General features: G+C 64.5%; 31 protein-coding genes. 23 read left to right on the top strand and 8 right to left on the bottom strand.

The window, feature by feature from the left end:
• Positions 1 to 7: 7 nt before the first annotated feature.
• On the top strand, positions 8 to 391 hold the full coding sequence (locus ACFWP0_RS13505) for a YybH family protein (protein WP_377842671.1): 384 nt from the start codon (positions 8 to 10) through the stop codon (positions 389 to 391).
• Between the two features lie 90 nt (positions 392 to 481).
• Here ACFWP0_RS13505 and ACFWP0_RS13500 read toward each other — a convergent pair whose 3' ends face one another.
• On the bottom strand, positions 482 to 1,411 hold the full coding sequence (locus ACFWP0_RS13500; protein ID WP_377842669.1) for an endonuclease NucS domain-containing protein: 930 nt from the start codon (positions 1,409 to 1,411) through the stop codon (positions 482 to 484).
• Between the two features lie 66 nt (positions 1,412 to 1,477).
• Complete coding sequence (locus ACFWP0_RS13495; RefSeq protein ID WP_377842667.1) at positions 1,478 to 1,705, bottom strand: hypothetical protein; 228 nt, start codon at positions 1,703 to 1,705, stop codon at positions 1,478 to 1,480.
• Positions 1,706 to 1,875: 170 nt separating this feature from the next.
• On the opposite strand from ACFWP0_RS13495, the gene ACFWP0_RS13490 reads away from it, so the two are divergent.
• From ACFWP0_RS13490 to ACFWP0_RS13440, 11 genes are all read left to right on the top strand, one after another.
• Positions 1,876 to 2,607, top strand: coding sequence for a GntR family transcriptional regulator (locus ACFWP0_RS13490; RefSeq protein WP_377842666.1), 732 nt, complete (start codon positions 1,876 to 1,878; stop codon positions 2,605 to 2,607).
• Positions 2,604 to 2,918, top strand: coding sequence for an NIPSNAP family protein (locus ACFWP0_RS13485; protein WP_377842664.1), 315 nt, complete (start codon positions 2,604 to 2,606; stop codon positions 2,916 to 2,918). The genes ACFWP0_RS13490 and ACFWP0_RS13485 overlap by 4 nt, the downstream gene beginning before the upstream one ends.
• Before the next feature lie 69 nt (positions 2,919 to 2,987).
• Positions 2,988 to 3,770 (top strand): SDR family NAD(P)-dependent oxidoreductase, encoded by a 783-nt coding sequence (locus tag ACFWP0_RS13480; protein WP_377842663.1) that lies wholly within the window; start codon positions 2,988 to 2,990, stop codon positions 3,768 to 3,770.
• Between the two features lie 38 nt (positions 3,771 to 3,808).
• Complete coding sequence (locus tag ACFWP0_RS13475) at positions 3,809 to 4,780, top strand: Bug family tripartite tricarboxylate transporter substrate binding protein (protein WP_377842661.1); 972 nt, start codon at positions 3,809 to 3,811, stop codon at positions 4,778 to 4,780.
• 27 nt (positions 4,781 to 4,807) lie between these two features.
• Positions 4,808 to 5,779, top strand: a complete 972-nt coding sequence (locus ACFWP0_RS13470) for a Bug family tripartite tricarboxylate transporter substrate binding protein (protein WP_377842660.1) — start codon at positions 4,808 to 4,810, stop codon at positions 5,777 to 5,779.
• 11 nt (positions 5,780 to 5,790) lie between these two features.
• Positions 5,791 to 6,597 carry an SDR family NAD(P)-dependent oxidoreductase gene (locus ACFWP0_RS13465; protein ID WP_377842659.1) on the top strand — a complete coding sequence of 269 codons (807 nt, stop codon included), beginning with the start codon at positions 5,791 to 5,793 and terminating at the stop codon, positions 6,595 to 6,597.
• Positions 6,598 to 8,193 (top strand): class I adenylate-forming enzyme family protein, encoded by a 1,596-nt coding sequence (locus ACFWP0_RS13460; protein WP_377842657.1) that lies wholly within the window; start codon positions 6,598 to 6,600, stop codon positions 8,191 to 8,193.
• A 62-nt stretch (positions 8,194 to 8,255) separates the two neighbouring features.
• Complete coding sequence (locus tag ACFWP0_RS13455; RefSeq protein WP_377842656.1) at positions 8,256 to 9,041, top strand: enoyl-CoA hydratase/isomerase family protein; 786 nt, start codon at positions 8,256 to 8,258, stop codon at positions 9,039 to 9,041.
• A 163-nt stretch (positions 9,042 to 9,204) separates the two neighbouring features.
• Complete coding sequence (locus ACFWP0_RS13450) at positions 9,205 to 9,765, top strand: dihydrofolate reductase family protein (protein ID WP_377842654.1); 561 nt, start codon at positions 9,205 to 9,207, stop codon at positions 9,763 to 9,765.
• Between the two features lie 212 nt (positions 9,766 to 9,977).
• Positions 9,978 to 10,655 carry an ArsR/SmtB family transcription factor gene (locus ACFWP0_RS13445; RefSeq protein ID WP_377842653.1) on the top strand — a complete coding sequence of 226 codons (678 nt, stop codon included), beginning with the start codon at positions 9,978 to 9,980 and terminating at the stop codon, positions 10,653 to 10,655.
• 153 nt (positions 10,656 to 10,808) lie between these two features.
• Positions 10,809 to 12,422 carry an NAD(P)/FAD-dependent oxidoreductase gene (locus ACFWP0_RS13440; protein WP_377842651.1) on the top strand — a complete coding sequence of 538 codons (1,614 nt, stop codon included), beginning with the start codon at positions 10,809 to 10,811 and terminating at the stop codon, positions 12,420 to 12,422.
• 240 nt (positions 12,423 to 12,662) lie between these two features.
• Here ACFWP0_RS13440 and guaA read toward each other — a convergent pair whose 3' ends face one another.
• Together guaA and guaB are read right to left on the bottom strand one after the other, a co-directional pair.
• The gene (gene guaA / locus ACFWP0_RS13435; protein ID WP_377842650.1) at positions 12,663 to 14,255 is read right to left on the bottom strand and encodes a glutamine-hydrolyzing GMP synthase; all 1,593 of its coding nucleotides are present in this window, start codon (positions 14,253 to 14,255) and stop codon (positions 12,663 to 12,665) included.
• Positions 14,256 to 14,357: 102 nt separating this feature from the next.
• Entirely contained in the window at positions 14,358 to 15,818 is a 1,461-nt protein-coding gene (gene guaB, locus ACFWP0_RS13430) for an IMP dehydrogenase (RefSeq protein WP_377842648.1), read from the bottom strand.
• A gap of 198 nt (positions 15,819 to 16,016) precedes the next feature.
• On the opposite strand from guaB, the gene ACFWP0_RS13425 reads away from it, so the two are divergent.
• From ACFWP0_RS13425 to ACFWP0_RS13400, 6 genes are all read left to right on the top strand, one after another.
• Positions 16,017 to 16,631 carry a DUF2239 family protein gene (locus tag ACFWP0_RS13425; protein ID WP_377842793.1) on the top strand — a complete coding sequence of 205 codons (615 nt, stop codon included), beginning with the start codon at positions 16,017 to 16,019 and terminating at the stop codon, positions 16,629 to 16,631.
• A gap of 99 nt (positions 16,632 to 16,730) precedes the next feature.
• A complete protein-coding gene (locus ACFWP0_RS13420) occupies positions 16,731 to 16,919 on the top strand; it encodes a hypothetical protein (protein ID WP_377842647.1) in 189 nt (62 codons plus the stop codon).
• A gap of 73 nt (positions 16,920 to 16,992) precedes the next feature.
• Positions 16,993 to 18,363: an HdeD family acid-resistance protein gene (locus ACFWP0_RS13415; protein WP_377842646.1), complete on the top strand. Its 1,371-nt coding sequence runs from the start codon at positions 16,993 to 16,995 to the stop codon at positions 18,361 to 18,363.
• A gap of 117 nt (positions 18,364 to 18,480) precedes the next feature.
• The gene (locus tag ACFWP0_RS13410) at positions 18,481 to 18,708 is read left to right on the top strand and encodes a hypothetical protein (protein WP_377842644.1); all 228 of its coding nucleotides are present in this window, start codon (positions 18,481 to 18,483) and stop codon (positions 18,706 to 18,708) included.
• Between the two features lie 166 nt (positions 18,709 to 18,874).
• Complete coding sequence (locus ACFWP0_RS13405) at positions 18,875 to 19,252, top strand: DCC1-like thiol-disulfide oxidoreductase family protein (RefSeq protein ID WP_377842643.1); 378 nt, start codon at positions 18,875 to 18,877, stop codon at positions 19,250 to 19,252.
• 52 nt (positions 19,253 to 19,304) lie between these two features.
• Positions 19,305 to 19,805: a hypothetical protein gene (locus tag ACFWP0_RS13400; RefSeq protein WP_377842641.1), complete on the top strand. Its 501-nt coding sequence runs from the start codon at positions 19,305 to 19,307 to the stop codon at positions 19,803 to 19,805.
• Here the strand turns inward: ACFWP0_RS13400 and ACFWP0_RS13395 are convergent.
• On the bottom strand, positions 19,795 to 20,241 hold the full coding sequence (locus tag ACFWP0_RS13395) for an Imm1 family immunity protein (RefSeq protein WP_377842640.1): 447 nt from the start codon (positions 20,239 to 20,241) through the stop codon (positions 19,795 to 19,797). The two genes, ACFWP0_RS13400 and ACFWP0_RS13395, sit on opposite strands and share 11 nt — an antisense overlap.
• 112 nt (positions 20,242 to 20,353) lie before the next feature.
• On the opposite strand from ACFWP0_RS13395, the gene ACFWP0_RS13390 reads away from it, so the two are divergent.
• The gene (locus ACFWP0_RS13390) at positions 20,354 to 20,812 is read left to right on the top strand and encodes a hypothetical protein (RefSeq protein ID WP_377842639.1); all 459 of its coding nucleotides are present in this window, start codon (positions 20,354 to 20,356) and stop codon (positions 20,810 to 20,812) included.
• Positions 20,813 to 20,830: 18 nt separating this feature from the next.
• Complete coding sequence (locus ACFWP0_RS13385) at positions 20,831 to 21,172, top strand: hypothetical protein (protein ID WP_377842637.1); 342 nt, start codon at positions 20,831 to 20,833, stop codon at positions 21,170 to 21,172.
• A 23-nt stretch (positions 21,173 to 21,195) separates the two neighbouring features.
• Here the strand turns inward: ACFWP0_RS13385 and ACFWP0_RS13380 are convergent, their stop codons facing one another.
• Both ACFWP0_RS13380 and ACFWP0_RS13375 read right to left on the bottom strand, forming a co-directional pair.
• Positions 21,196 to 22,296: an alpha/beta hydrolase family esterase gene (locus ACFWP0_RS13380; protein WP_377842636.1), complete on the bottom strand. Its 1,101-nt coding sequence runs from the start codon at positions 22,294 to 22,296 to the stop codon at positions 21,196 to 21,198.
• Positions 22,297 to 22,322: 26 nt separating this feature from the next.
• Positions 22,323 to 22,745: a CopG family transcriptional regulator gene (locus ACFWP0_RS13375; protein ID WP_377842634.1), complete on the bottom strand. Its 423-nt coding sequence runs from the start codon at positions 22,743 to 22,745 to the stop codon at positions 22,323 to 22,325.
• Between the two features lie 211 nt (positions 22,746 to 22,956).
• Between ACFWP0_RS13375 and ACFWP0_RS13370 the strand changes: the two genes are divergently transcribed.
• The 3 genes from ACFWP0_RS13370 (at position 22,957) to ACFWP0_RS13360 (ending at position 24,291) form a co-directional block, all read left to right on the top strand.
• Entirely contained in the window at positions 22,957 to 23,505 is a 549-nt protein-coding gene (locus tag ACFWP0_RS13370) for a DUF4189 domain-containing protein (RefSeq protein WP_377842633.1), read from the top strand.
• 43 nt (positions 23,506 to 23,548) lie between these two features.
• The gene (locus ACFWP0_RS13365; protein WP_377842631.1) at positions 23,549 to 23,932 is read left to right on the top strand and encodes a hypothetical protein; all 384 of its coding nucleotides are present in this window, start codon (positions 23,549 to 23,551) and stop codon (positions 23,930 to 23,932) included.
• Positions 23,933 to 24,024: 92 nt separating this feature from the next.
• Positions 24,025 to 24,291, top strand: coding sequence for a hypothetical protein (locus tag ACFWP0_RS13360; protein ID WP_377842630.1), 267 nt, complete (start codon positions 24,025 to 24,027; stop codon positions 24,289 to 24,291).
• A 116-nt stretch (positions 24,292 to 24,407) separates the two neighbouring features.
• Here the strand turns inward: ACFWP0_RS13360 and ACFWP0_RS13355 are convergent, their stop codons facing one another.
• Entirely contained in the window at positions 24,408 to 25,097 is a 690-nt protein-coding gene (locus tag ACFWP0_RS13355) for a hypothetical protein (protein WP_377842628.1), read from the bottom strand.
• Positions 25,098 to 25,187: the final 90 nt, after the last annotated feature.

The following is a 25,187-nucleotide window of genomic DNA, read 5'->3' as shown; positions in this document are numbered from 1 at the left end:
GGCGCAAATGACGAACGACGAAAATGCCATCCGGCAAGTCGTCCAAACGTGGATGACGGCAAGCGCAAGCGGCGACCTCGCCCGCGTCCTGGACCTGATGACCGACGATGTGATCTTCATGGTCCCGGGCCAGGAACCATTCGGCAAGCAGGCGTTTGCCGAGGCCTCCAAAAGCATGGCCGGCATGCAGATGGAAGGCGCCGCCGAGATCGTCGAAATCCAGGTGCTGGGGGAATGGGCATTCATCCGCAACCGGATAGACATGACCGCCACCCCGCCGGATGGCGACCCGGTGCGGCGTTCCGGCTATACGCTGACGTTGCTGCGCAAGGAACCCGACGGCCAGTGGCGGCTGGCGCGCGATGCGAATCTTATGACTGCACGGGGTTGATCAATCCGATGATCGCTTCGCTGCCGCGGAAGCGAGACAGGACCATCACGGTTCTGCCTGATGCGTCCGAGCTGGCCTATGGCAATCACGTCACGCCTTCGTCAGTTTGAAGCTGATCTGATATCGGTAGAACGCGATGTTCGTCGCCGCCGCAAGCGCCCAGCGCAACTTCTGGTCGTCGTTGAGCGCGATGATCGCGCCCTCTACCACTTGATTCGACTCGGCGATCTGCTCTTTCACGTAGCCCATGTAGCGCAATATCTGCCCGACGACCACATCAGTGGCGCGTCCGCGTTTGAGCTCCACCACCAGGATACGCTTGCGATCATGGCTGATCGCCAAGATGTCTATAGGGCCTGCATCGGTGCGGTACTGCTGGCCCACGATCTCGCCGTCCTCGGTGAAGATCGCATAATCGTTGGCCAGAGCAGTTTGCCCCCAATTAGCGACCAGAAAAGCCTCTAGGTGCTGTTCCATGGCAAATGCGGCAGGATCTTCGATTTCTGGCGACGTGGCGATCACCGTAGCGGCGAAGGGCACCGTCCCAACGAGCTTTTCCAGCTCGGGCGCATGCGCGCTCACATCGCTCACCGTCCCAATCGAGCCGGTCGAGTTTTGCAATGGCTCGCTCATCAAAGAACGCGCCACCACGCTGTCCAACCAGCGCACCGGCCGTCGATGCGGCAGGATCTGTCCGGCCGCATAGTAGTAATCTCCCGCCACCTCTCCAAACCGATAGGCTCCCGCGCCATCAGGGCAGAGTACGATGTCGCCCTTTTGCAGGCCTTTGGAAACCGTCCAGATCGCGCCACACGCCAGACCTGCACCGATCTTGGTCTTGTCTGGGTTCTGCGCCAGAAACACTGGAATCCACGCCTTGTTAAAGTCGCGCCATGCATCCAGCAGCTTCCCGGTCAGATCGTGATGCATGTCGTAGTTGGTGCCGATGAACCCGCCAGAAAAACAATCGGACGCGTGAATACTCTTGCGTCCTAGCATGACCCGGTAGTAACTCTTCATTTTCTCCCCATCCAACACATTACGCGCGTCACGCCCGCCGCGTCGACGGGTTGGCGCATCACCATTTCACACACTGCTCATCGCCGATTGCTCAGCAAGCCGAAAGGAAATCGAGAACTGCCCTCGTTGCACCGTCGGAATACCCAGGGATGCCGCAATGGTGTCCCATTGCGAGCCTATTTGCTGCTGTCGGCTGATGATCTCGTTGGCTTGGCTCCCCGACAAACGGAAATAATGGGCCACCGAGCGAGCCAGATCCATCGCATTGTCCGCCGCGCTGATATTGAGCGTCAATCCATGCGCTGTCGTACCCGCGCGCCTTCCGCTGAACGGCTTTCAAACGACGGATTGAATTCAATTAATATCAGAACTGAATAAATTATCAGGGTATTCCACTATATATCTAGCCATTAATGTCCAGGATCATGCAAAAAAATATCTGATTGAATTCAATACGGAAAAACATGACCAGCACCAGCTCGTTCACACTAGCCCAGACGGTGATAGGCAGATTGCGCGCCGCCATCCTGTCGGGCCGTTACCTTCCGGGCAGCCGGCTGACCGAACTGGGCCTGGCGGAGGACATGAAGACGTCCCGCACGCCCGTAATCGCCGCATTGAAGGCGCTCACTGAGCAAGGCCTGGTGCGCTATGCCAGCAACCGGGGATATTGGGTACGCGAATTCTCCATTGAGGAAGTGCTCGAGGCGTACGACATACGGGGCACGCTCGAAGGCATGGCATGCCGCCTGGCGGCCGAACACGGCGTGCCGGCAAGCGCATCCGGCCTGTTGCGCCGCTGCCTGGAAATCGGCGAACGCATCGTGTCCGGCGACGCATTGCGCGAATCCGACCACGAGGCCTATCAGCAACTTAATGTCGATTTCCATAGCTTGCTGTTGCAGGCCTCGAACAACCATCAACTGGGCGATTTCGTCCGCCGCGCCAACGAAATCCCGCTGGCCTCAGACCGCACCGTGATGTGGTCCTCGCTGGCGGTGGTGCAGCGTTCTCACGACGCCCACGTACGCATTCTGGATGCCGTGCTCAATGGCCAAGGCACGCGGGCAGAGATGCTGATGCGCGAACACGTCTACGAGGCGGGCCAAGTCATGAAAGAGTGCTGGCCCGGTCTACTCGCCAGGGCGCAAAGCCTTGCCCTGGCCACGACGGACAAGCAAGGGAAAGAAGCATGATCTACGAAGAGCGCTGCTACCTGTTCCAGCCTGCCCGCTTCCAGCCCTTCCTGGCACTCTTCGAGGCCGAGGGCCTGGACATCATGGTGTCCCGTCTGGGCCATTTGGTGGGCTATTTCACCTCTGAAACCGGCGAGCTCAACACCGCGGTGCACATCTGGCGCTACGACTCTTTCGAAGATCGCCTGGCGCGCCGCCACGCGCTTTGGAATGACCCGGCGTGGCAGGCCTATGCCGAAAAAGTCATGCCCTGGATCGTCCGGATGGAGTCCAGGCTGCTGCGCCCGACGCGCTTTTCGCCGCTGCAATAAGCCTGCCGGGGCGCTGATCCCGACAGACTCGCCTTCGACGGCAAGCAGGGAAATAAGGGGAGAGACAAGATGGCATGCCACGACAGGACCGCGCTGGTGACAGGCGGCGCCAGCGGGATAGGACTTGCCTGCGTCAAGCTGTTGCAGGCCCGGGGCGCGCGAGTGCTGGTGGCCGATCTTGACCAGGCCGCGGCTGCCGCGGCAGCAGGCGATCCGACGAACGCCTTTGCCTTGGACGCCGCGTCGCTGGAGGCGGTCCAGGCATTGGCGGACCGACTCCGGCAGCAAGACCTGCGGGTCGATTGGCTGGTCAACTGCGCCGGCATCGTCCAGGACCCGCTCGCTCCGCAAGACCTGCCGCCCGAAACTTATCGCAGAGTGCTCGCTGTCGACCTGGACGGCACGTACCATTTCTGCTCGGTGTTCGGCACCGCCATGGCCCAGGCCGGATATGGCTCGATCGTCAATGTCGCCTCGGTGGCCGGCATGCGTTCGATGCCCCTGCACGCCTACTCGCCCGCCAAGGCGGCGGTCATCAGCCTGACCGAGTGCCTGGCCGGCGAATGGGGCCGCTCGGGAGTCCGGGTCAATGCGGTGTCTCCGGGCTACACGGTGACGGCGGCATTGCGCGACCAGATGGAGCGCGGGCTGCGCGACCCCGAGAAACTCACACGCAACAGCGCGCTGGGCGTACTCATACAGCCCGAAGCCATCGCGCACGCCATTGCGTTTCTGCTTTCAGACGAAGCAAGCGTCATCACGGGCGTCAATCTTCCCGTTGACGCCGGCTGGCTGTTGTCCGGCTCCTGGAACACTTTTGGGGGAGTCAGGCCGGCTTATCGCAGTCGTTAGTCCCATATAGCAAAAAAAACGGATGGAGGAGACAACCTATGCAACGCCGAGATTTTCTTGTGTCTTGCACGCTCGCGGCCGCCTTGCCCAGCCTGGCCCGCGCGGCGCAGTATCCGCAGCGCGGCCTTTCCTGGGTCGTTCCGTATGCCGCCGGAGGCGGCACCGATGTGGTTGCCCGCGCGCTGGCCGAAGCCATGGGCAGAGCGCTTGGGCAGCCCATCGCGGTGGAAAACAAGCCTGGCGCAAATACCGCGATCGGCGCCGCCCAGATCGCTCGCAGCGAACCGGGCGGCTATACGGTGGGCAGCGCCGACAACGCCACACTGGCGCTGAACCAGCACCTGTTCCCCAGCCTGGCCTACAACCCCGAGCGGGACTTCTCGTATGTGGGCGGACTGGCGCGTTTTCCGTACGTGCTGGTGGTGCACCCGTCCTCGCCAGTCCAATCGTTGCGGGACCTGCTTGATCTCGGCCGTTCCGAGCCGGGCGCGATATCGTATGGATCGCCGGGCATGGGCGGACCCAACCACGTCGCCATGGAGATGCTGCAGCAGCAGACCGGCGCGAAGTTCCTGCACGTGAGCTACCGCGGGGCAGCGCCCGTCATGCAGGACTTGCTGGCGGGCCAGATCAAGTTCTCGCTGATCGACACGGCATCGAGCATGCCCTACATCGCCTCGGGCAAGGTGCGCCCCATCGCCACATCCAATCCAACCCGGCTGGCCAGGTTGCCGGATGTGCCGACTTTCCCGGAAGCGGGCGTAGCCGATTTTGTCGCCTTTTCCTGGCAAGGCATGATCGCCCCGCGCGGCACGCCGCCCGCGGTCATCGAGCGCCTGAATTCCGCATTGATCCAGGCCCAGGGCGATCCAAAGGTGAAAGAAACGCTTGCCGCCATGTCGGTCGAGGCCGCGCCCAGCACCCCCGAAGCTTTCGAATCCTTTGCCCGGGAGCAGGCCAGGATGTGGGGCCGCGTTATCAAAGAAGCCGGCATCACGCTGCAGGCTTGAACCGGCGAGCCGCCCAAGGGGAAGATCATGATGGCATGGACAAGAAAGTGCTGCGCGCTGGCTATGGCGCTCCTGGTGTTTTGCCCGCCAGCAATGTCGGCGTATCCCGACAAGCCGATACGCTGGATCGTGCCGTTCGCGGCCGGCGGCGGGACGGACGTCGTATCGCGGATGCTGGCCGAAGCCATGGGCGCCTCCCTGGGCCAGAGCTTGATCGTCGAGAACAAGCCCGGCGCGGGCACCATGATCGGCGCAGCGGAAGTTGCGCGAGCGAGCTCGGACGGCTACACGGTGGGCACCGTCGACGTGTCCACCGTGGCCCTGAACCCCAACCTCTATGCCACGGTGGCCTATGACGCGAACAAGGATTTCCAGTACCTGGGCGGCACCGCCCGCTTCCCCTTCGTGCTGGTGGTGAATCCGGCCATACCGGCCAAGGACCTGCCATCGCTGCTGACGTTGGGCAGGTCGTCTTCCAAGCCCCTTTCCTACGCCACGCCGGGCGCGGGCGGCCCGAATCACCTGGGCATGGAACTGCTGCAGCAGATGGCGGACATCAAGCTGCTGCACGTCCCCTACCGGGGCGACGCGCCGGCGCTGCAAGACCTCATTGGCGGACAAGTGGACATGTACCTGGTCAACACCGCGGCGTCCCTGCCCTATATCCGGGCCGGCAAAGTCCGGGCGCTGGCGGTGGCGTCCCGCGAACGCCTGGCCAGCTTGCCGGACGTGCCGACCTTCGACGAAGCCGGCGTGGCGGGCTTCGAAGCCTATGCTTGGCAAGGACTCGCAGCGCCGGCCGGCACCCCCGCCGACCGGGCCGCAATGTTGGCCGACGCGCTGGCCAAGGCGCTGGCAGACGCTGCCGTGCGCACGCGCCTGGCGGACCTGGGGGTAGAGCCCTTCCTGATGCCGCCCCTTGAATTCAACGAACACGTTCGAAGCGAAACCGCGAAGTGGCGCGACATCATCGGCCAAGCGGGCATCAAACTGGAATGACGGAGCAACGCATGTATACGGACCTGCCAGGAAAGGTCGCGCTAATAACCGGCGCGGCAAGCGGGCTGGGTCGCGCGGCGGCCCAAGCCTTTGCCGATCAAGGCATGAAAGTCGTGGTGTTCGACCTGAGCGCAGCGGCCGGACATGCCTGCGCCAAGGAACTTGGCCGGGAACACCGATGCGTCAGCGGCGACGTATCGGTGGAGTCGGACGTCCGGCAAGCGGTGCAGCAGACGCTCGCCATCCATGGGCGGCTGGATGTCGTGGTCAACTGCGCGGGCGTGCCCGACACGTTCAAGCCAACCCTGGAACAGGACGTCGACAGCTTCCGAAGGCTGATCGATGTTCATCTCGTGGGAACGTATCTGGTCAGCCGAGCGGCGGCGGTTCCCATGCTGTCGCAGCGGCAGGGTTCCATCATCAATCTCAGCTCGATTGCGGGTGTACTGGGCCTGGCCCCGCGCAACGCCTACAGCGCGGCCAAAGCCGGCGTGGGCATGCTGACCCGGACGCTGGGATGCGAATGGGCGCAACACGGCGTGCGAGTCAACGCCATTGCGCCGGGCTACATGATGACGCCCTTCCTGCAGCGCCTGATCGACGAGGGCAAGCTCGACGCCGGTCAAATACTCAGGCGCACTCCGGCCGGCCGTTTTGGGACGGCGCAGCACATTGCGCATGCCATGCTGTTTCTCGCGTCCCTGCAGTCGGAATTCATCACGGGCGCGACACTGCCCGTCGATGGCGGATACATGGCCTGGGGCGCCGCGTCCGATGCCTGGCTGCCCGACGCGGCGCCGACGCACGGAGCGGCCTAGATGAATGGCCCCGCTGACCTCCACCAATCGCTCCATGGCCTGACCGTACCCGGCCTGCTGCAGCGTCACGCGCTGGCCCGGCCCACGGCGCTGGCGCTATCCGCGCCCAGCCATGGCGGCGGACGCCATCGGCTGACCTACGGACAAGTCGTACTGCGCATGGAGGCCATGGCGCGTTCGCTGTGGATTCGGGGCGTGCGCCCCGGCCAGCGGGTTGCCTTGTATCTGACCAACGATGCCATGCGCGAAGCAGTCCTGACCGCCTTGGGCTGCTACCGGCTGGGCGCGGTGGTCGTCCCCTTCAACACCCGGGCCAGCCCGGCCGAAACCGGGGATGGACTGGCGCTTGTCGAACCGACGCATATCGTGACGACGCCCGACCACGCCGGGCGGCTTGCCCGACTGTGGCCGGCGGCGCGCGTCATGGAACTGGGTAGCGATGTCCCTGCCGGCCGGCAATGGCCGGACCCCGAAACCACGCACGATCAGGCGGAGTTGCCGCCGCTGCCCAACGCCGAGCAACCCAGCGCGATGCTGTTTACGTCGGGCACCACGGGCAGTCCGAAGGCGGTCGTGCATTGCCATCGCAGCCAGCTCTACTGCGGCTACGCCATCGCGGGCGCAATCGGTTTGACCGGCCACGACATCTATCAGGGAGCGTGGCCCGTCTACACCAGCTCCGTGCTGAACCTAGCTTGCATGGGCGCCTGGGTCGCAGGCGCCGCCGTGGCGCTGGAACCGGCCTCGGCCGACAACGCCCAGCGCCTGCGGCTGATCGAAAGCGAAGGCACGACGGTCTATCACGGCGTGCCTTCCGTGCTGGGCTTCCTGGTCAAGGAATATGCCAAAGGGGGCTATGACCTGGGCGGAGTGCGGCGCATCGGCTACGGCGGCGCCGCCATGCCGGCTGATCTCGTCATGCGGCTCGACCAGCTGTTCCCCCACGCCGACCAGATCCACATCTGGGGCATGACGGAGACCGGACCCGCCGGCAGCTATCTGCCGCCCTGGCTGGCCACCCGGAAGCCGGGTTGTATCGGCGGCCCGCAAGCGGGCTGCCAACTCAAGGTCGTGGATGCCGCCGGCGCGCCGGCGCCACAGGGCGAACCGGGCGAACTCCTGTTTCACGGGCCTTCCAGCGCAAAGGGGTATTTCAGGAACGCCGCGGCAACCGCCGAGACTTTCGTGGACGGTTGGGTGCGCACGGGCGATATCGCCCGCTGCGACGCAGACGGCCATTTGCATTTTCTCGACCGCAAGAAAGACCTGATCAACCGGGGCGGCACCAAAATCGCCTCCGTCATGGTCGAGAACGTGTTGCACCGGTTTCCCGGCGTCATCGAAGCCGCGGTCATCGCCGTGCCCCATCCCGACCTCGGCGAGGACATTGCCGCGTGCATAGCCACCGCCCTTCCCACGCCCGACATCGAAGCCTTGCGCGAGTATTGCCGGGGGCAATTGGCCGATTATCAAGTGCCGCGGCACTGGTACGTGTTCGAGCAACTTCCCAAGAATCCGATGGGCAAAGTCCTCAAGCGCGACCTGAGGGAGATGGTTCGCCATATGCCCGAGGGCGGCACGGGCGCCCCCGCTTAAGTCACACCGGCTCTGGAAAAACCGGCGGCGCATTCCCAACCTGTCACTAAGGACAAACCGACATGTCTGAACCTGCACTGAAAGTGGAAACCATCGACCAGGTCGCGTGGGTGACCATCAATCGCCCCGAGGCCCTGAATGCCGTCAATGCCGAACTGCATACGGCGCTGTCCCGCGTGTTCATCGACCTGGGCGAACGCCGCGATATCAAGGCGATCGTCCTGACCGGCGTCGGCCGGGCCTTCTGCGCGGGCGGCGACATCGAATGGATGCGTGCCGCGATCCGGGATCCCGACTCATTCGAAGTCGTCACCTGGGAAGCCAAACGCATCGTCTATTCCATGCTCGACTGCGAGATCCCCATCGTCGGCCGCATCAATGGCGATGCCGTCGGACTGGGCGCCACGCTGGCCCTGCTGTGCGACATCACCATCATGAATGCGGAGGGGCGCATCGGCGACCCGCATGTGAAGGTCGGCCTGAATGCCGCGGACGGTGGCGGCTTTCTCTGGCCGCAGATGATCGGCTATGGCCGAGCCCGCGAACTGCTGCTGACCGGCGACCTGCTGTCGGCCGAAGAGGCCGTCAAGCTGGGCGCCATCGGACATGCGCTGCCAGCCGACCAGCTCGACGAAAAGGTCAACGCCGTCTTGCAGAAGCTGCGCAACGGCGCAACCAAAGCCATACGCTGGACCAAGGCCGGCTACACCATTCCGCTGCGACAAGTGGCGCATTCCCATATGGATGCGGGGATCGCGTACGAATGCCTGGCCAACCGGACCGCAGACCATGCCGAAGCCGTGGAGGCGTTTGCGGCGAAACGCAAGCCGGTGTTCACCGGGCGTTAGCGCTTTTGCCCATAGCGCCGGTCCCATGGCCCAGCATCTGCCCATCGGACCGGCTTGCCTCCCCCAATGGTGTCCCCAAAAACATGACTGTTGCGCTCCCGGATCTGTTTGGCTATACCCTGGACTGATCGAAACCCGCAAGCAGTTCCACCGGAGAACGCACATGGCCAAGCTGATCGTCTGGAATCTCGTGTCTGTGGATGGCTATTTCGAAGGCGCCAAGAAGTGGGACCTCGACTTCCACAACCTCGCCTGGGGCCCGGAGTTAAACAAGCTGAGCGAAGAATTCGGCGACAACGCCGCAGCGCTCGTCTTCGGTCGCGTGACCTACGAAGGAATGGCCAGCTACTGGAAATCGCCCCAGGCCGAACCGAGCAAAGTCTCCGCCTACATGAACGCCCTGCCGAAACTGGTTGCCTCCCGCAAGCTGACGTCGGTCGACTGGAACAACTGCCGGGTCACCGCGGACATCGTGCCGGAACTCCAGCGCATGAAGGCCGAGCAGACGAAAACGATTTATGTCTTCGGCAGCGCCGAGCTCACTCATTCCCTGCTTGAAGCCGGCCTGGTCGACGAACTGATGCTCTGCGTCGTGCCCGTGATCCTGGGCGAGGGTACGCTGTTTTTCAAGCCAGGCCGGGAGCTGCGGCTGGACCTCGCCCAGACGCGCCGTCTTGAGAATGGCGCGATCATCAATACCTACGCGGTGCGGCACGCGGCCTGAACCGCGGCCTTGTCGGTTCGTTGATTCAGGCCGGCTTCGGGGCGCGAGCACCTGAGTCCTTCGCTTCGATTCACCAAGAAAACAGAAGGGCAACGGCCCAGGCCGCAACATACATTCCCACATCAGCCTCCGGCAGCGCGCCACGAAGGGCCGAGGGGGATTCGACGCGGCAATGCCTGCGCCCAGAGCCGATTGCAGCTAGCCTGCCGTCAATGAACTCCCCGGCCGCCCCTCAGCCCTCTCCTCTCTTTGACGCGCTGGCGGATGTCGCCAAAACGCTGGCGCATCCCCATCGGCTTGTCCTGTTGGAACACATCCAGCAGGGCGAGCGCCCCGTCGAGCGTCTGGCGGAGCTCTCGGGGCTGTCAATCGCCAACGCTTCCCAGCATTTGCAGCAACTGCGCCGCGCAGGGCTGGTGCAAACTCGCCGTGACGGCAAGCGCGTGCTTTATCGGCTGGGCAGCGGCCCGATAGCCAATGTGCTGGCCTCCCTGCGAGACTACGCGGCGCATCAGCAAACCGAAATGCAGGGCGTCATCGCAGACAGCGTGCATCAGCGCGAGCGCCTGGAAGGCATCTCCGTCGAAGAATTGCTCGATCGCATGAAGAATGTCGTGGTGCTCGACGTGCGCCCGGCCGAAGAGTACGCGCTTGGCCATTTGCCCGGCGCGGTCAACATCCCGACCGAGGAACTGGAACGGCGCCTGGCGGAGCTGCCAAAGAATGTCGAGATCGTGGCCTACTGTCGCGGGCCGTACTGTGTGCTATCCACGGACGCCGTACGCGCCCTTCGCGAACGCGGCTTGTCGGCGCATCGGCTGAATGCGGGATTTCCGGAATGGAAGGCCGCGGGCCTGCGGGTGGAGCTGCCGGCGACGGACGCGGAATGATCGTTTGGCGTCACGCAGCGGGATGGATGCCCCCTCTTTGCATGCCCCTAAACGCTTGATCCAGCACGCCAATCGCTAGCGGCTGCCCCTCGCGGCGGTCCAGTACAATCCGGGTTTGGCGACGTTGTGATCGCCCACCATCTGGACCAAAGCATGTTGCGACTGTCTGAAATCAAGCTGCCGTTGAACCACACGCCGGAAGAATTGCCCGCCGCGATTCTAAAAAAACTGGGCGTCCCGGTCAGCGACCTTCACGGCTTCACCATCTTCCTGCGCAGCTACGATGCGCGCAAGAAACACAATATCCTGCTGACCTACACGCTGGACATCGACGTCGAAAATGAAGCGGCGCTGCTCCAGCGCTTTCATGACGATCGCCACGTCAAGCCCACGCCCGATACCGAATACAAGTTCGTCGCCCAAGCGCCCGCCAGCCTGAGCAAGCGCCCCATTGTCATCGGCACCGGCCCCTGTGGCCTGTTTGCGGGGCTGATCCTCGCGCAGATGGGCTTCAAGCCCATCATCCTGGAGCGCGGCAAGGCGGTGCGTGAACGGACCAAGGACACCTGGGGCCTGTGGCGCAAGCGGATCCTGAACCCGGAGTCGAACGTGCAATTTGGCGAAGGCGGCGCGGGCACCTTCTCCGACGGCAAGCTGTACAGCCAGATCAAGGATCCCAAGCACTACGGCGAGAAAGTCCTAAAGGAATTCGTGCTGGCCGGCGCGCCGGAAGAAATCCTGTACGTGGCCAAACCGCACATCGGCACATTCCGACTGGTGGGCATGGTGGAAGTCATGCGCGACACCATCACCAAGCTGGGCGGCGAGGTGCGGTTCTCCAGCAAGGTGGAAACGCTGCAGCGCGAGAACGGCCAGGTCACCGGCGTAACGCTCGCCAGCGGCGAGCATATCGAGGCAGACCACGTCGTGCTGGCCGTAGGCCACAGCGCGCGCGACACTTTCCAGATGCTGCACGACCAGGGCGTGTTCATGGAGGCCAAGCCGTTCTCGATCGGCTTCCGGATCGAGCACCCTCAATCGCTGATCGACAAGGCGCGTTTCGGGCCGAATGCCGGCCATCCCATCCTGGGCGCCGCGGACTACAAGCTGGTGCACCACGCCGGCAACGGACGTTCGGTGTATAGCTTCTGCATGTGCCCGGGCGGCACGGTGGTGGCGGCAACCTCCGAACCCAATCGCGTGGTCACGAACGGCATGAGCCAGTACTCGCGCAACGAACGCAACGCCAACGCCGGCATCGTCGTGGGGATCTCGCCCGAAGTCGATTACCCAGAGCATGTGCTGGCGGGCGTGGACTTCCAGCGCAAGTGGGAATCCCAGGCGTTTGAGCTGGGCGGCCGCACTTATAGCGCGCCGGGCCAGCTGGTCGGCGATTTCCTTGAGGGCAAGGCGTCGACGGAGTTTGGCTCCGTGCTGCCCTCGTACACGCCGGGCGTGCACCTGACCGACCTGGCCACCGCACTGCCCGAGTTCGCCATCACCGCGATCCGCGAAGCGCTGCCGGCGTTTGACAAGACCATCAAGGGTTTTGGCATGCATGACGCCGTGCTCACGGGCGTGGAAACGCGGACCTCTTCACCCATCCGCATCAAGCGCGACAACGAGACGCTGCAGAGCATCAATACCAAGGGGTTGTTCCCCGCGGGGGAAGGCGCGGGTTATGCGGGCGGGATCTTGTCGGCGGGGGTGGATGGAATCAAGATCGCCGAGGCGGTGGCGTTGAGCATCACAGGGCGGCAAGGGTAAGCCGACGTTGGCAAGCCGTGGGAGGGCGTAAGCGGATAATCCCGGCCTCTCACGGCGCCATCGCCGCAAGCGCGACTGGGGCAGCCCCTTGGCCTTGCGGGCGGCTTGCAGCTCTGCGCCGAGCTGGTTGGCAGCGATGAGGATTCGAGAAGGCGATGCGCGGGGCACGAGTCGCGATGATCGCGACAATAGAAAAGGCGCCGAAGCGCCTTTTCTATTACCGCAAAACAACCCGCAGGATCACTCCCACTCAATCGTCGCCGGCGGCTTGCTCGACACGTCGTAAACCACCCGGTTGATCCCGCGCACTTCATTGATAATCCGCGAAGAAACCCGGGCCAGCAACGGATGCGGCAGCGGCGCCCAATCGGCGGTCATGAAGTCAAACGTCTGCACCGCACGCAGCGCAACGACATACTCATACGTGCGCCCATCGCCCATCACCCCTACCGACTTCACCGGCAGGAACACGGCAAACGCCTGCGACGTCAGTTCATACCAGGTCAGGCCGCTGGCCTCGTCCTTGGTATTGCGCAGTTCTTCAATGAAGATCGCATCCGCACGGCGCAGCAGCTCGGCATATTCATGCTTCACTTCGCCCAGGATACGCACGCCCAACCCCGGACCGGGGAACGGATGGCGGTAGACCATCTGCGGCGGCAGGCCCAGCGCCACGCCCAGTTCGCGGACTTCGTCCTTGAACAGTTCGCGCAGCGGTTCCAGCAGTTGCAGGTTCAGCGTGTCCGGCAGGCCGCCCACGTTGTGGTGCGACTTGATCGAAGTCGCCTTGCCCGTCTTGGCGCCGGCGGATTCGATGACGTCGGGGTAGATCGTGCCCTGGGCCAGCCACTTCGCGCTTTGCTGCTTGCCGGCCTGTTCCTGGAACACTTCGACGAATTCGCGGCCGATGATCTTGCGCTTGGCTTCGGGGTCGGCGACGCCGGCCAGCTTGCCCATGAACTGCGCGGTGGCGTCGACGTGAATGATCTTCACGCCCATGTTTTCGGCGAAGGTCTGCATGACCTGCTTGCCTTCGTCCAGGCGCAGCAGGCCGTGGTCGACGAACACGCAGGTGAGCTGGTCGCCGATGGCCTTGTGGATCAGCGCGGCGGCAACCGACGAGTCCACGCCGCCGGACAGGCCCAGGATGACTTCGTCCGTGCCGACCTGCTCGCGGATGCGGGCGACGGCTTCGGAGACGTAGTCGGGCATGTTCCAGTCGCCCTGGCATTCGCAGATCTCGTTCACGAAGCGGGCCAGCATGGCCTTGCCCTGAACGGTATGCGTGACTTCGGGGTGGAACTGGACGGCGTAGAAGCGGCGGTCTTCGTCGGCCATGCCGGCGATGGGGCACGACGGCGTGGACGCCATCAGCTTGAAGCCCGGGGGCAGCGCGGTGACCTTGTCGCCGTGGCTCATCCAGACCTTGAGCATGCCGTGGCCTTCAGCCGTGCTGAAGTCTTCCAGGCCTTCCAGCAGCTTGGTGTGGCCGTGGGCGCGGACTTCGGCGTAGCCGAATTCGCGGTGATCGGAGAAGCTGACCACGCCGCCCAGCTGCTGCGCCATGGACTGCATGCCGTAGCAGATGCCCAGCACGGGTATGCCCAGCTCGAACACGGCGTGCGGCACGCGCATGGAGCCTTCTTCGTAGGCGGAGGCGTGGCTGCCGGACAGGATAATGCCCTTCAGGCCCTGCGCCATCTGGTCGCGCACGAAGGCGTCGTCGACGTCGCCGGGGTGGACTTCGGAATAGACGCCGGCTTCGCGGACGCGGCGGGCGATCAGCTGGGTGACTTGCGAACCGTAGTCAAGGATGAGGATGCGCTGGTGCATGGAGACTCTACCGGTTGGAAATAAAACCGCACCGGCAGATCCGCTGATCTTTGCGGTTCTGCCGGTGCGTGATGCATGACATTGTAGTTGACTGTGCGGGGATCAGTCGGCGCGGTAGTTGGGCGCTTCCTTGGTGATCTGCACGTCGTGCACATGGGACTCGCGCACGCCCGCGGAGGTGATCTCCACGAATTCGGCCTTGGTGCGCATGTCGTCAATGGTGGCGGCGCCGCAGTAGCCCATCGAGGCGCGGATGCCGCCGACCAGTTGGAAAATAATGGCCAGCACGCTGCCCTTGTAGGGGACGCGGCCTTCGATGCCTTCCGGAACCAGCTTGTCGGCGTTGTTGGACGGGTCCTGGAAGTAACGGTCGGCGGAGCCGTCCGTCATGGCGCCCAGGCTGCCCATGCCGCGGTAGGACTTGTACGAACGCCCCTGGAACAGCACGACTTCGCCCGGCGCTTCTTCGGTGCCGGCGAACATGCCGCCCATCATGCAGGCGAAAGCGCCGGCGGCCAGCGCCTTGGCGACGTCGCCCGAGTAGCGGATGCCGCCGTCGGCGATCAGCGGAACGCCCGTGCCTTCCAGCGCCTTGGCGACTTCGGAGATGGCATGGATTTGCGGCACGCCCACGCCGGCCACGATGCGCGTGGTGCAGATGGAGCCGGGGCCGATGCCGACCTTCACGCCATCGGCGCCGTACTCGACCAGTGCGCGCGCGGCGGCGGCGGTGGCGATGTTGCCGCCGATGACTTCAACCTTGGGGTAGTTCTGCTTGACCCAGCGCACGCCTTCCAGCACGCCCTTGGAGTGGCCGTGGGCGGTGTCGACGATCAGCACGTCGACGCCGGCGGCAACCAGCTTCTCCACGCGCTCTTCGGTGCCGGCGCCAACACCCACCGCCGCGCCGACGCGCAGTTGGCCCTGGGTGTCCTTGCTGGCCATCGGGTGTTCGGTGTTCTTGACGATGTCCTTGACGGTGGCCAGGCCACGCAGCTCAAAGCCGTCGTTCACGATCAGCACGCGTTCCAGACGGTGCTTGTGCATCAGGGCCTGCGCTTCGTCGAGCGTGGCGCCTTCCTTCATGGTGACCAGGCGCTCCTGCGGCGTCATGATGTTGCGCAGGGGCTGGTCCAGGTTTTCTTCAAAGCGCAGGTCGCGGTTGGTGACGATGCCGACCAGCTTGCGCCCTTCGACGACCGGCAGGCCCGAGATGCCATGCTGGCGCTGCAACGCAATGGCGTCGCGCACTTTCATTTGGGGGGTGACGGTGACCGGATCGATCACGATGCCGAATTCGTGGCGCTTGACGCGAGCCACTTCACGGGCTTGGGCATCGGCGGACAAATTCTTGTGAATGATCCCGATGCCGCCCTCTTGCGCCATGGCGATGGCCAGGCGCGATTCGGTGACGGTGTCCATGGCGGCGGACACAAGCGGGATATTCAGGCTGATATTGCGAGTCAGGCGCGTGGCCAGGGAGGTGTCGCGCGGCAACACCTCGGAATACGCAGGCACCAACAACACATCGTCGAAGGTGAGCGCTTTTTGAACGAGACGCATGGGTAACTCCGGGCGCAAAGCAAGATTATACGCCGCCTGTATGTTTTGACTAGGTGTTGACCCTAGGTTTGAACGGAAATTTTATGCCTGGGAAGCGAGCCATTCCGGACCCGGAAAATTTTACCCGGATCATATTGACAGACATTTTTACCGGGGTAATAATCGCCCCATAAATTCACCCGGATAAAAAGCCACATGATGACCGCCCTCCTTCCCTCCGACCCGCATACCGCCTTCGAAGGCACTCGCGTTATTGCCGCCGGCCCGCTGGCCGACGTGGCCTTGGCCGTCAAGCAAGCCATGGCTGCGCGCGGCGACAAGACCATTCTCATCTTCCAGGACCTGTCGGGCAAACAGGTGGATCTGGACCTGAGCGGCAACGACGCCCAGGTCATCGCGCGGCACGCGCCGGCAGGCGCCGTTGCCGCCCCCGAGCCGGAAGACGAGGCCACGCCCCGCGGGCGCGGGCGGCCCAAGCTGGGCGTGGTGCCGCGTGAAGTGACCTTGCTGCCGCGCCACTGGGACTGGCTGGGCGCGCAGCCCGGCGGCGCCTCGGTGGCGCTGCGCAAGCTGGTGGAACAGGCCCGCCGCGACAACGAGGCGCAGGATGCGCGGCGTCAGCGTCAGGAGGCCGCCTACCGCTTCATGTCCAGCATGGCCGGCGACCTGCCGGGCTTCGAGGAAGCGACGCGCGCGCTGTACGCCGAGGACCGCGAACGCTTCGCGCGGCTGGTCGCGCAATGGCCGCAGGATGTGCGCGGCTACGCGATGAGCCTGGCGTGGGCGGCTCCTGGGCAGCCGGCCACCGCCTGAAGCGGTTTCCCTGGCAATACGGACGTCCCGACCTTCGACCCGGCCAGCCGCGCGCTGCACGCCAGCTTGCAGCAACGGATCCGGGAACTGGGACTGGCTGTGGACACCGTTCACATCCAGTACGACAAGACGGGCGCAATCAGCGTGGCCCAGTTGGGCATCGCCGGCCGGCATCTGCTCTGGTATGTGTATTCTCCAGGCAAGCCCTGGGTGTCGTCGCACCCGCAGTTGGCGGTTACGCCCCTGTCGGGCGATTGGTATCTGGAAGAGGATACCGATTGGAACTAGGCGCGCATTGACGCCCCCGCCCTCAGCCTATATTTTCCCAAGCACGTTATCGACCTACACCGGGGCCGTCTTCATGCCGCAACTGGTATTGCTGCTGTTGGGAGTCAAGTACCTGCGCCAGCGCTGGCGCGCGCTGTCCATTGCGGGGGCCGTCTTCCTGGTGGCGGGCATCATCGTCTTCATCGACGCGCTCGATGGGGCGCCCTACTTTCCCTTGAACGCCTTTGCGGCGCTGTTCATCATCGAGGGACTGGGCACGCTGCTGATCGCGTCCACGGGGGTCGGCGGCCAGCGGGTCTTGCGCTATGCCAAGGGCCTCTTCGTGGTGGCGGCCGGCAGCCTGATCCTGGCAGGCCACCATCATGGCCACTTCGTGCTGTCGATGATCTTCGGCGCGCTGTTCCTGGTGGACGGGCTGCTGCAGTGCATTGCCGGCTACGTGGTGCGCTACGAGCGCTGGCGCTATGCGTTTGCCGGCGGCGTGGCCGAGGTGCTGCTGGCGATCTTCTTCTTCCAGCCCTTTCCCACCAACTATGTCGGCACGGTGCCGTATTGCCTGGGCCTGTTTTTGGGCATCGCGGGCATCAAGCTGCTGTGGCTGGCGCGCCGCGTCAGGCACCTGGCCTCCAATCCGGCGTTTGCCGCCAACCGCTCGCCCGCGTTCACGCCGACCGCGCCTTCGCAAACCCCGGCGCCGGTATGGGACGGCCCGCCCGCCGATTCCGAACGGGCGCTCACCGTTCACGTGTGGACGCCTTCCGGTTCGGCCAAGGCGCAGACGCGCAGCTATCCGGTGGTGGACCGCTACATCGCTGCGGTGGATGTCAACGGCGTGATCTCCACCGGCCACGCCGCGCTTGAATCCCCCGAAGGCATCTACATCAGCCTGTATCCCAAAGAGGAAATCGACCGGTCGCCCGACGACTTCAGCGCGCTGCTCCGGGCCACCGCCGAAAACGACATCCCGGGCGTCTACCAGCCCGACTACGCCACCGAATCCAAGGCCTGGTGCCCGTCGACCGTGCGCGTGCGGATCCGCAATTACGATGCGGAAAAGCTGGCGGCGTTCTGGGAGGAATACCGCAAAAACTCCACCTACAACCTCACGCACCGCAACTGCTCCAGCACGGTCGCGCGGGCGCTGGACGCGGCGCTGGACGGCGTCGTCGGACGCCTGCATGGGCACGAGGCCGGCGGGCGGGTGCTGATACGGCTGTTGCTGACGCCGGAACTCTGGGTGGCGTCGCAGATCCGCAAGCGCGCCCAGACCATGGCCTGGACGCCGGGCCTGACCCTGGACTACGCCCGCGCCATGAGCATGCTGGCCGATCCGCGGCCGTCCGGCTGGTGGAAGATGTCGCAGAGCGCGCTGCGCCGGATCGCGCTCCTGCGCGAAGGCTGGCGCGCGCAAGACAAAGAGGCGCCGCGCCGCCCCAGAGCCTGACCGGCCTGGCCCGATCCGCGCGCATCGCTGTTGCAATTGATCCCTGGAGAATCGCAAAAAGCGGGCGTAACGTGGACTTTAGCGGCATATGCCGCGGCACCTGTACAGGTACGCATCATGACGCCCAACACTCCCCGCCCCGATCCGCGCCACCCGGCGCCCGACGCCGCCGCGCCCGACGCCGCCGCGCCCGAGACGCATGTGCCCCCGCAGGCGGAAAAAGAACGCGCAAAGTCGGATCACCAGCATGAAGAGGCCAGGCGCAAGGCGCTGGTCGGATCCCAGCACAAGGAAAACACCCGGAGCGTCGCCGCGCCGCGCTATCACGGACATCGCGGCGGCTAGCGGCGGGTCGCGGCCCGACCCGGCGCCGCGTTTCTCGCCTGCTTGCGCCCGCCCGATGGTCTTGCCTGGAGCCGGCGGGCGAAGGCGCGCGCGGCCATAATGCGCCGCCGGAGCTGCGCGCCGGATTTATGAGGTATGGTCATGAAACTACCGGTAGATCCAGACCATGCAACCCGACGACAACTATCTCCTCTACGACGGCGAGTGCCCCTTCTGCTCCAACTATGTGCGGATGATGCAGCTGCGCAAGGCCGCGGGCCCGATCGCCATCCTGAATATGCGCGACCACCCCGATCTGGCCGCCAGGCACCGGGCGCAAGGCTACGACCTGAACCAGGGCATGCTCCTGCACCTGGACGGGCGGGATTACTGGGGCGCGGACTGCATCCATCGGCTGGCCCTGCTCAGCACCGGCAATGACCTGTTCAACCGGGTGAACGCGGCCATTTTCAGCAGTTCCTGCCTGTCCAAGGCGCTTTATCCCTTCATGCGCACCGGCCGCAGCCTGACGCTCACGCTGCTGGGCAAAAAGAAAATGCTGTAATGCGCGGCATGCCGATCAAGGTCTTGTGTGAATTCGATGAAGGGATGACCGGATGACGTACGCTTTTGGCGCCTTGCTGTTGGCGCTTACGCTGGGCGCTGCGGTGTATCGCCGCATGCAGCGCAGGCCCGGGGACTCCGCCCGCGCCATGGCCGGCGACATGGTCGCCGGCGCCGCCATCTACGCCTTCGTGGGGCCGGCCGTGGGCATGGCCGTGATTGCCCTGATCACAGCCATCGCCGCCAGAAGCCTGGAAAGCCTGATGATGGCGCTTTACGGCCTGCCCTGGTCTTATCTCTTCGGCATCGTGCCGGCCTTGCTTTGCGGGCTGGCCGCGGGCGCCCTCAAGCCGCTCGCGCCGTCTTGGCGCGCCAACCTGCGCATGGGCCTCCTGGGCGCGCTGTATGGCTTTGCCTTCATACTGGTGTTCGCCCACCGCGACCTGTCCTGGTCCAAGCTGGGGCTTCCGCTGTACATGGGCGCCCTGCCCGGCGCCGCCGCCGGGCTGATCTGCGCGCGGCTGCTCTACGGCAAGCGCGCGCCTACTCGCTGACCCACCGCAGTTGCGGCGAAGGCGATCCATGCTGGTGAAAATGCAGGAGCGCCGACGCGGCCAGCGTCCGATCCACGCACTGGAATTGCGGATAGCTGCCACGCTGGCCGCCTGCGACCAGGTTCTGATCAAAGTCTTCCGATTTGGTCGGGTCGATCAGCGTGTGTATCTCCAAATCGCCGCCTAAAGAGATGAACACGATGTAGCCGCCGTCGCCGCCGCCGATGGACAGGACAGTATCGTCGTCGATCACGAAGGCGGTCGAACTGAAAGCCGCTCCGTCCAGCCGGTCCAGCGCGGCCAGCAACTCGCTCTCCGTGGGGCTTTCCTGCGCGCGCGTCTCCATCCGGTCGTCCCGGCGCAGATCTTCGAGAATTCTGATTATTTTCACGGCATTCCAGGAGCCGCCAGCGGCGGCGCGATAAGGGAAACTCAAGCTCGACCGATACTACATCGGGTGGAACCGAAACCGGAGATTGCGTTACTTATGCAAGAGAGGTCCGCAACCGCCGGGCCCGCCCATTACGCCGGCAACGCCGGGACATTCCATGAGCCAAGACGCAAGATTGACGTTGAACACCTGGTTGCAACAACTGACCGGCGGCGCCGGGCTGGACGCAAACAACGTCGCCGTAGTGGCAAGCAGCTCATCCTCGCTGCCGCTCTATGTGCTGCATCCGGGCGCGGCGGGCGACATTTTCATCCTGGCGGTGGAAATCGACCGCCTTGCGCCCGACTGCCCGCGCGAACTGCTGGCGAACCTGCTGGCCTTGAACAACCGCCCGGCGCTGACGGCCGGAGCGTTCGGCATCAATTCCGAAGACGGCACGCTGACCTACCGGTACTTCGGTGAAATGGCCGGGATGGATTTCCCCTATTTCCGCAATACCGTCGCCAACTTCGGCGCGCTGGCCGAACAGGCGCTGGCCGCCTACCGCAATCTGGCCAGCGCAAATTCCAGCGCCCCCCGCAATCCCCTGCTGGCCTCTCAACGCGTCGTCGCCTGAACCCTCAAGGACAAACCCATGGTCTCGGTCAACCCATTTCAGGCGGACGGCATCGCCCAGACGTTTACTCGTGTCGACCTTACGCCCCAACCGATTGTGCTCAGGAATCCGTCGTGGACCGGCGCGATGAACGAATCCGCGCCATCGTTAAAGACCACCTTCACCGACGCGTCGTTCTCGCTTCCGCCTGACGTGCTTGCCGGTCCGTGGACCGCAACTTCGGTCAGCAAGCATTTCTCCAGCAGTTTCGCGCCCATGCCCAACCACTGGATCACGTTCGGCTCTTTCGAGAACCGGCAGGAAATCAACGTCCCGGCAGGAAACTTCAACGTGGCGCCGGGGCCTCATCTGAAAGCCTGACGCCCCCGCTCGCCGGGCGCGGTTTACGGCTTACCGGCCAAGGTGCGCTCGAAAAAGAACCGCAGCATCTCGGCCGTGGCGTCGGGACCGGCGCGGTCCGTATAGGAGCCCTTGTCCGTCCCGCCGGCCCACGCATGGCCGGCCCCATGGACGTCCCAGCGTTCGGCGACGACGGCGCCCGCTTCGTTGCGATACACATGCCTGGTGCTGTGGCGCTTGTTGTCGCCGCCCGGCACGCGCTGCGTGACGGCGCGGGCGGCGGGCCCCGCGCTAGCCGCGATCACGCTTTCGGCATTGCCCGGATGCACGGTGGCGTCGCGGTCTCCATGGAAGACTATCGTGGGCACGCCGCTGCCCGCCGGCCCGGCCATCCGGATGCCGGCGCCCTTCATCGCCGCGAGCGCCGACGGAAGATCCGACGCGACGCCGGGCGCCAGCCCGGAATGCACGCCCGCCGCTGCGTACAGATCCGGATAGGCGCTGGCCACAATGGCCGCCATCGCTCCGCCCGCGGACAGGCCGGCCACATAGACGCGCCGGGCATCGATGGCGTGGGTTCCGATCACCTCGCGCGTCATGCCCGCCAGGATGGAGGGTTCGCCGCGGCCTTGCTGCTGGTGATTGTGCTTGAACCAGTTCCAGCACTTCTGGGGATTGGCCTCGCGCGATTGCACCGGATACAGCACGTAGAAGCCCTGCTCCCGCGCCGCGTCATTCATGGCGGTGCCGGCGGCGAAATCGTCGGCGTCCTGGGTGCAGCCATGCAGCATGACCACCAGGGGCCGGGGCTCGCCGCCCGGGTTGGGCGGCACGTACAGCTTGTAGCCGCGCAGGCCCGCCGAATTGCGGAACGATCCCGCGGTGAACGTATCGCCGGAAACGGCGGGCTTGCGCACTGGGGTGACGACTTCGTCAAAGCGAGCTTCCGCCTTGCGGGGCGCGCCGGCGGCGTCCGGGATCTCCCAGGCTTCGACATCGATAACGTCGGAATCGTCCTGCCGGGAACAAGCGACGGGCGGACCTCCGCGCAAGGCGGCCTGGATGGCGGCGGTTGCCGCAACCAGATCGCCGGCGCGCGTGAGCCGGGTAGCCTGGCTCATGAGTTGCTGGAATTCAGGGTGCATGGAGTGACCTTCGTACGTCTGGGGTGTCAGCGGATGCGCTGGCGCAGGGCGGCTTTGACGGCGGGGCTGGCATGCAGCGCCCCCAAGACCGTGAGCGATTCAATCGTGGCGAGCGCAAGCTCTGGCGTGACATCGGGCGCTATCGTCGCCAGGCCCAGCACCCGGATCTGGAGCATTTCGCCCGCCGCCTGGACCGCCAGCAGATCCCGGGTGGTGTAGTGCTGGATGCCCAGGACCAGCGTCTTGCGGCTGACCGCCTGCCGCACGGCGTCGCCATGCGTGGCGAGCTGGTTGCGGATGGCGGTGCGGATCAGGTCGGTCCGGTTCGCATAGAACCCCTCCTGGACCAGAAGATCGATCTGGCCCAGGTCGACATAACCCAGGTTGATCGTGATCTTTTCGTCGGCGGGCTTGGGAACGGAGGCGAGGTGTGGTGTGCGAGGAGGCATGGAATGGATGTTAAACCATCCACTTGGATGGTCCATGGATGTTTCAATTTGATAGATCCCGGGAAACCCTTCAACTTCCGCAGGCGAATGAGCCCAAACGCCTCAGGCGGACTATGGCAAACGCCTGCTGCGGCTGCTGCGAAGAACCGGTAGCCGGATCGGCGACGCTCCGCTACTGTCGTCCTGAATGAAGAACCCTGGGAGGAGCGCCATGCACGCCAAACGCACGCCCGTGCCCGATGCCTTGCCCTTGCCGCCGGCCCGTCCAGCCGCGGCGCTGCGCCTGGTTCCAGGTTTGCTTTTGCTCCTTGCATGCGCGGCCGCGTCTGCCGACAAGCCGGCGCCCGCGCCATCCGACTTGCACGGCGCCCTGATCGTGTCCTCGAACTACCGCTACTACGCGTCCATCCTGTACGCCAGCGAATCCCAAGCCCGGCAAAGCGCCCTCGCCCACTGCAAGGAAAATGAGCCGGACGCAAAATGCGCGGTGTATTCGAGCTTCAAGAACCAATGCGTCGCCGTGGCCGGCATTGGCCGGCACCACTTTGTCGCGACCGGCGAAAAGGATTGGGACCAGCGGCAGACGCGCGATTTCAGCCTGCGGCTGTGCCGCGAGAAAACGGGCTCCGAATGCAAGCTGCTGATCAGCGCGTGCTCAACCGAAGCGCAAAAGGCCGCGGACCACAGTGCCGAGGCAAGCCCGGACGCCCCTTGGACCAAGGGTTTTCAGGCCTATCGCGCGCCCCCTGTTCCCCGATGAACTACAGTCTGGCCAGACACCGCTCATCCCTAAGGAACAAACCATGGAAAACCCTTTTGGCGATTCCGACGAACCGTCCAGCGACCACCGGCAATATCTGGTCCTGATCGCGGCATCGAAAGACAACGCAGCGCTCGCGCAGAAGATTCTTGAAAACATCAAAGCCCATGTGGACGAACGCGCCGCACCCTTGTGGATCGACGCCAAGGGCATCGGCGTTCTGGTCACGACGGAGCTGGTCGCCTCCGAGATCTGGCGCGAAATGTTCCAGAAGGCGCCCGGCCAGGACTATGGCGACACCCGCAACCTGCTGATTCTTGAAATCGGCAAGGACTGGGCCGCCCGCCGGGACGACAAGATCGAACACTGGCTGGCCAGCCACGTCGGCGCTCCGCTGCCCCCGCCTAACCGTCCCAAGCGCCGGTAAGATGAAGGCGCCTGAATGGCGCGTCGCTGAACGCTGGAGGCCAGGCGCTTTCGGGAGTATCGTCAAGACGCACCCTTGAGCGGAGACGCACCATGCCTGACATTCCAACGACAGAAATCGAGGCCGACACATCCCAACTGGGAAACCTGGTGCAGTTCCTGCTGTGGATCTCAGCCAAGCCGCGCACCTATGCCGAGACCATCGAAGCCTGGCAGACGACCTGCCCCCGGCTTTCAGCCTGGGAGGACGCCACTGCCAACGGGCTTGTCGATATGACGCATGAGGAAAGCACCGTGCGCGGGGAAGCGGTCGTCGTCCTCACGGCAAAAGGCCGGGCATTGCTGGCATCTTCGGCATAGGCCGCACGGGCAATCCAACATGCGCTGACGACGCCGCCCGGTTGCGGCGATGGGCGTTCTGAATCTTCCCCGCGAACGCTGAAACAACGCTCCGGCGTGACGAAGGCAGGCAAATGCTAGGCCCCGCCAGCCGACAGATGCGCGTCAATGGCCTTGATCGTTGCGCCGATCAGCCTGGAAGCGTTGTCCTGATGCGCGCGCAGTTTCTCGCCGTACGCAACGAGGCTGGCTCTGCGCCCCGATATCGCCTGGCTACTTGCGGCCTCCTCGCGGCTCGTGTTCTTTTTCGCCTCCACGAACTCCTCAAGCATCCTGTTGTGCGTCTGCCAGGTTTGCATCAGCCCGCCGGCCACCGCGTAGGTCATGATGATCGACTTTCGCAGGGAGTCGTCGCCTACCCGGCCGATCAAGCCGACTGTCGCCCCGTAGACTTTGAAAGGCTGTTCAGGCGCCGGCCAACGCATGTAGGCGATCTGACCCTTGGGCGTGCTGTTCAAGTCATCTCCGACCTGAACCATGTACTCCGACCAGAGCACATCCAGCTCCACCCTCAGGCCGGCCAGGAAGTTCCGCACTTCGCCGTCCTGGATTTCCCGATGCCGGCGTTCGGCCTTGGCGTGCTGGTCATGGGCAACCCAAATCGCCACGCAGATCGCCGCAACCGACCCTATTGCTTGCACCCACGCCGCCCAGGCTTGCCCGCCGGCCTCGGGCCAGTCGGGCCGGCCGCGCAACGCCACGCCCGCGCCTACTGCTACCCCGGCAATTGCGACTGCCCACGCCAAACCAGCATTGCAGCGTTTCATTGGTCGCCTCCCCGGGTAGATCTTCCAAAAAATCGTATCTCAACGCTTGCGAGGTGTCAGCACGCCCACCCGCACCGTCGGGGGCAGCGC

This window comes from Achromobacter sp. NPDC058515, from assembly GCF_042721735.1.
Taxonomy (GTDB): Bacteria; Pseudomonadota; Gammaproteobacteria; order Burkholderiales; family Burkholderiaceae_B; genus Achromobacter.
Note: the sequence above shows the minus strand (reverse complement) of the source record. Positions and strands in the feature narration are given on the sequence as shown.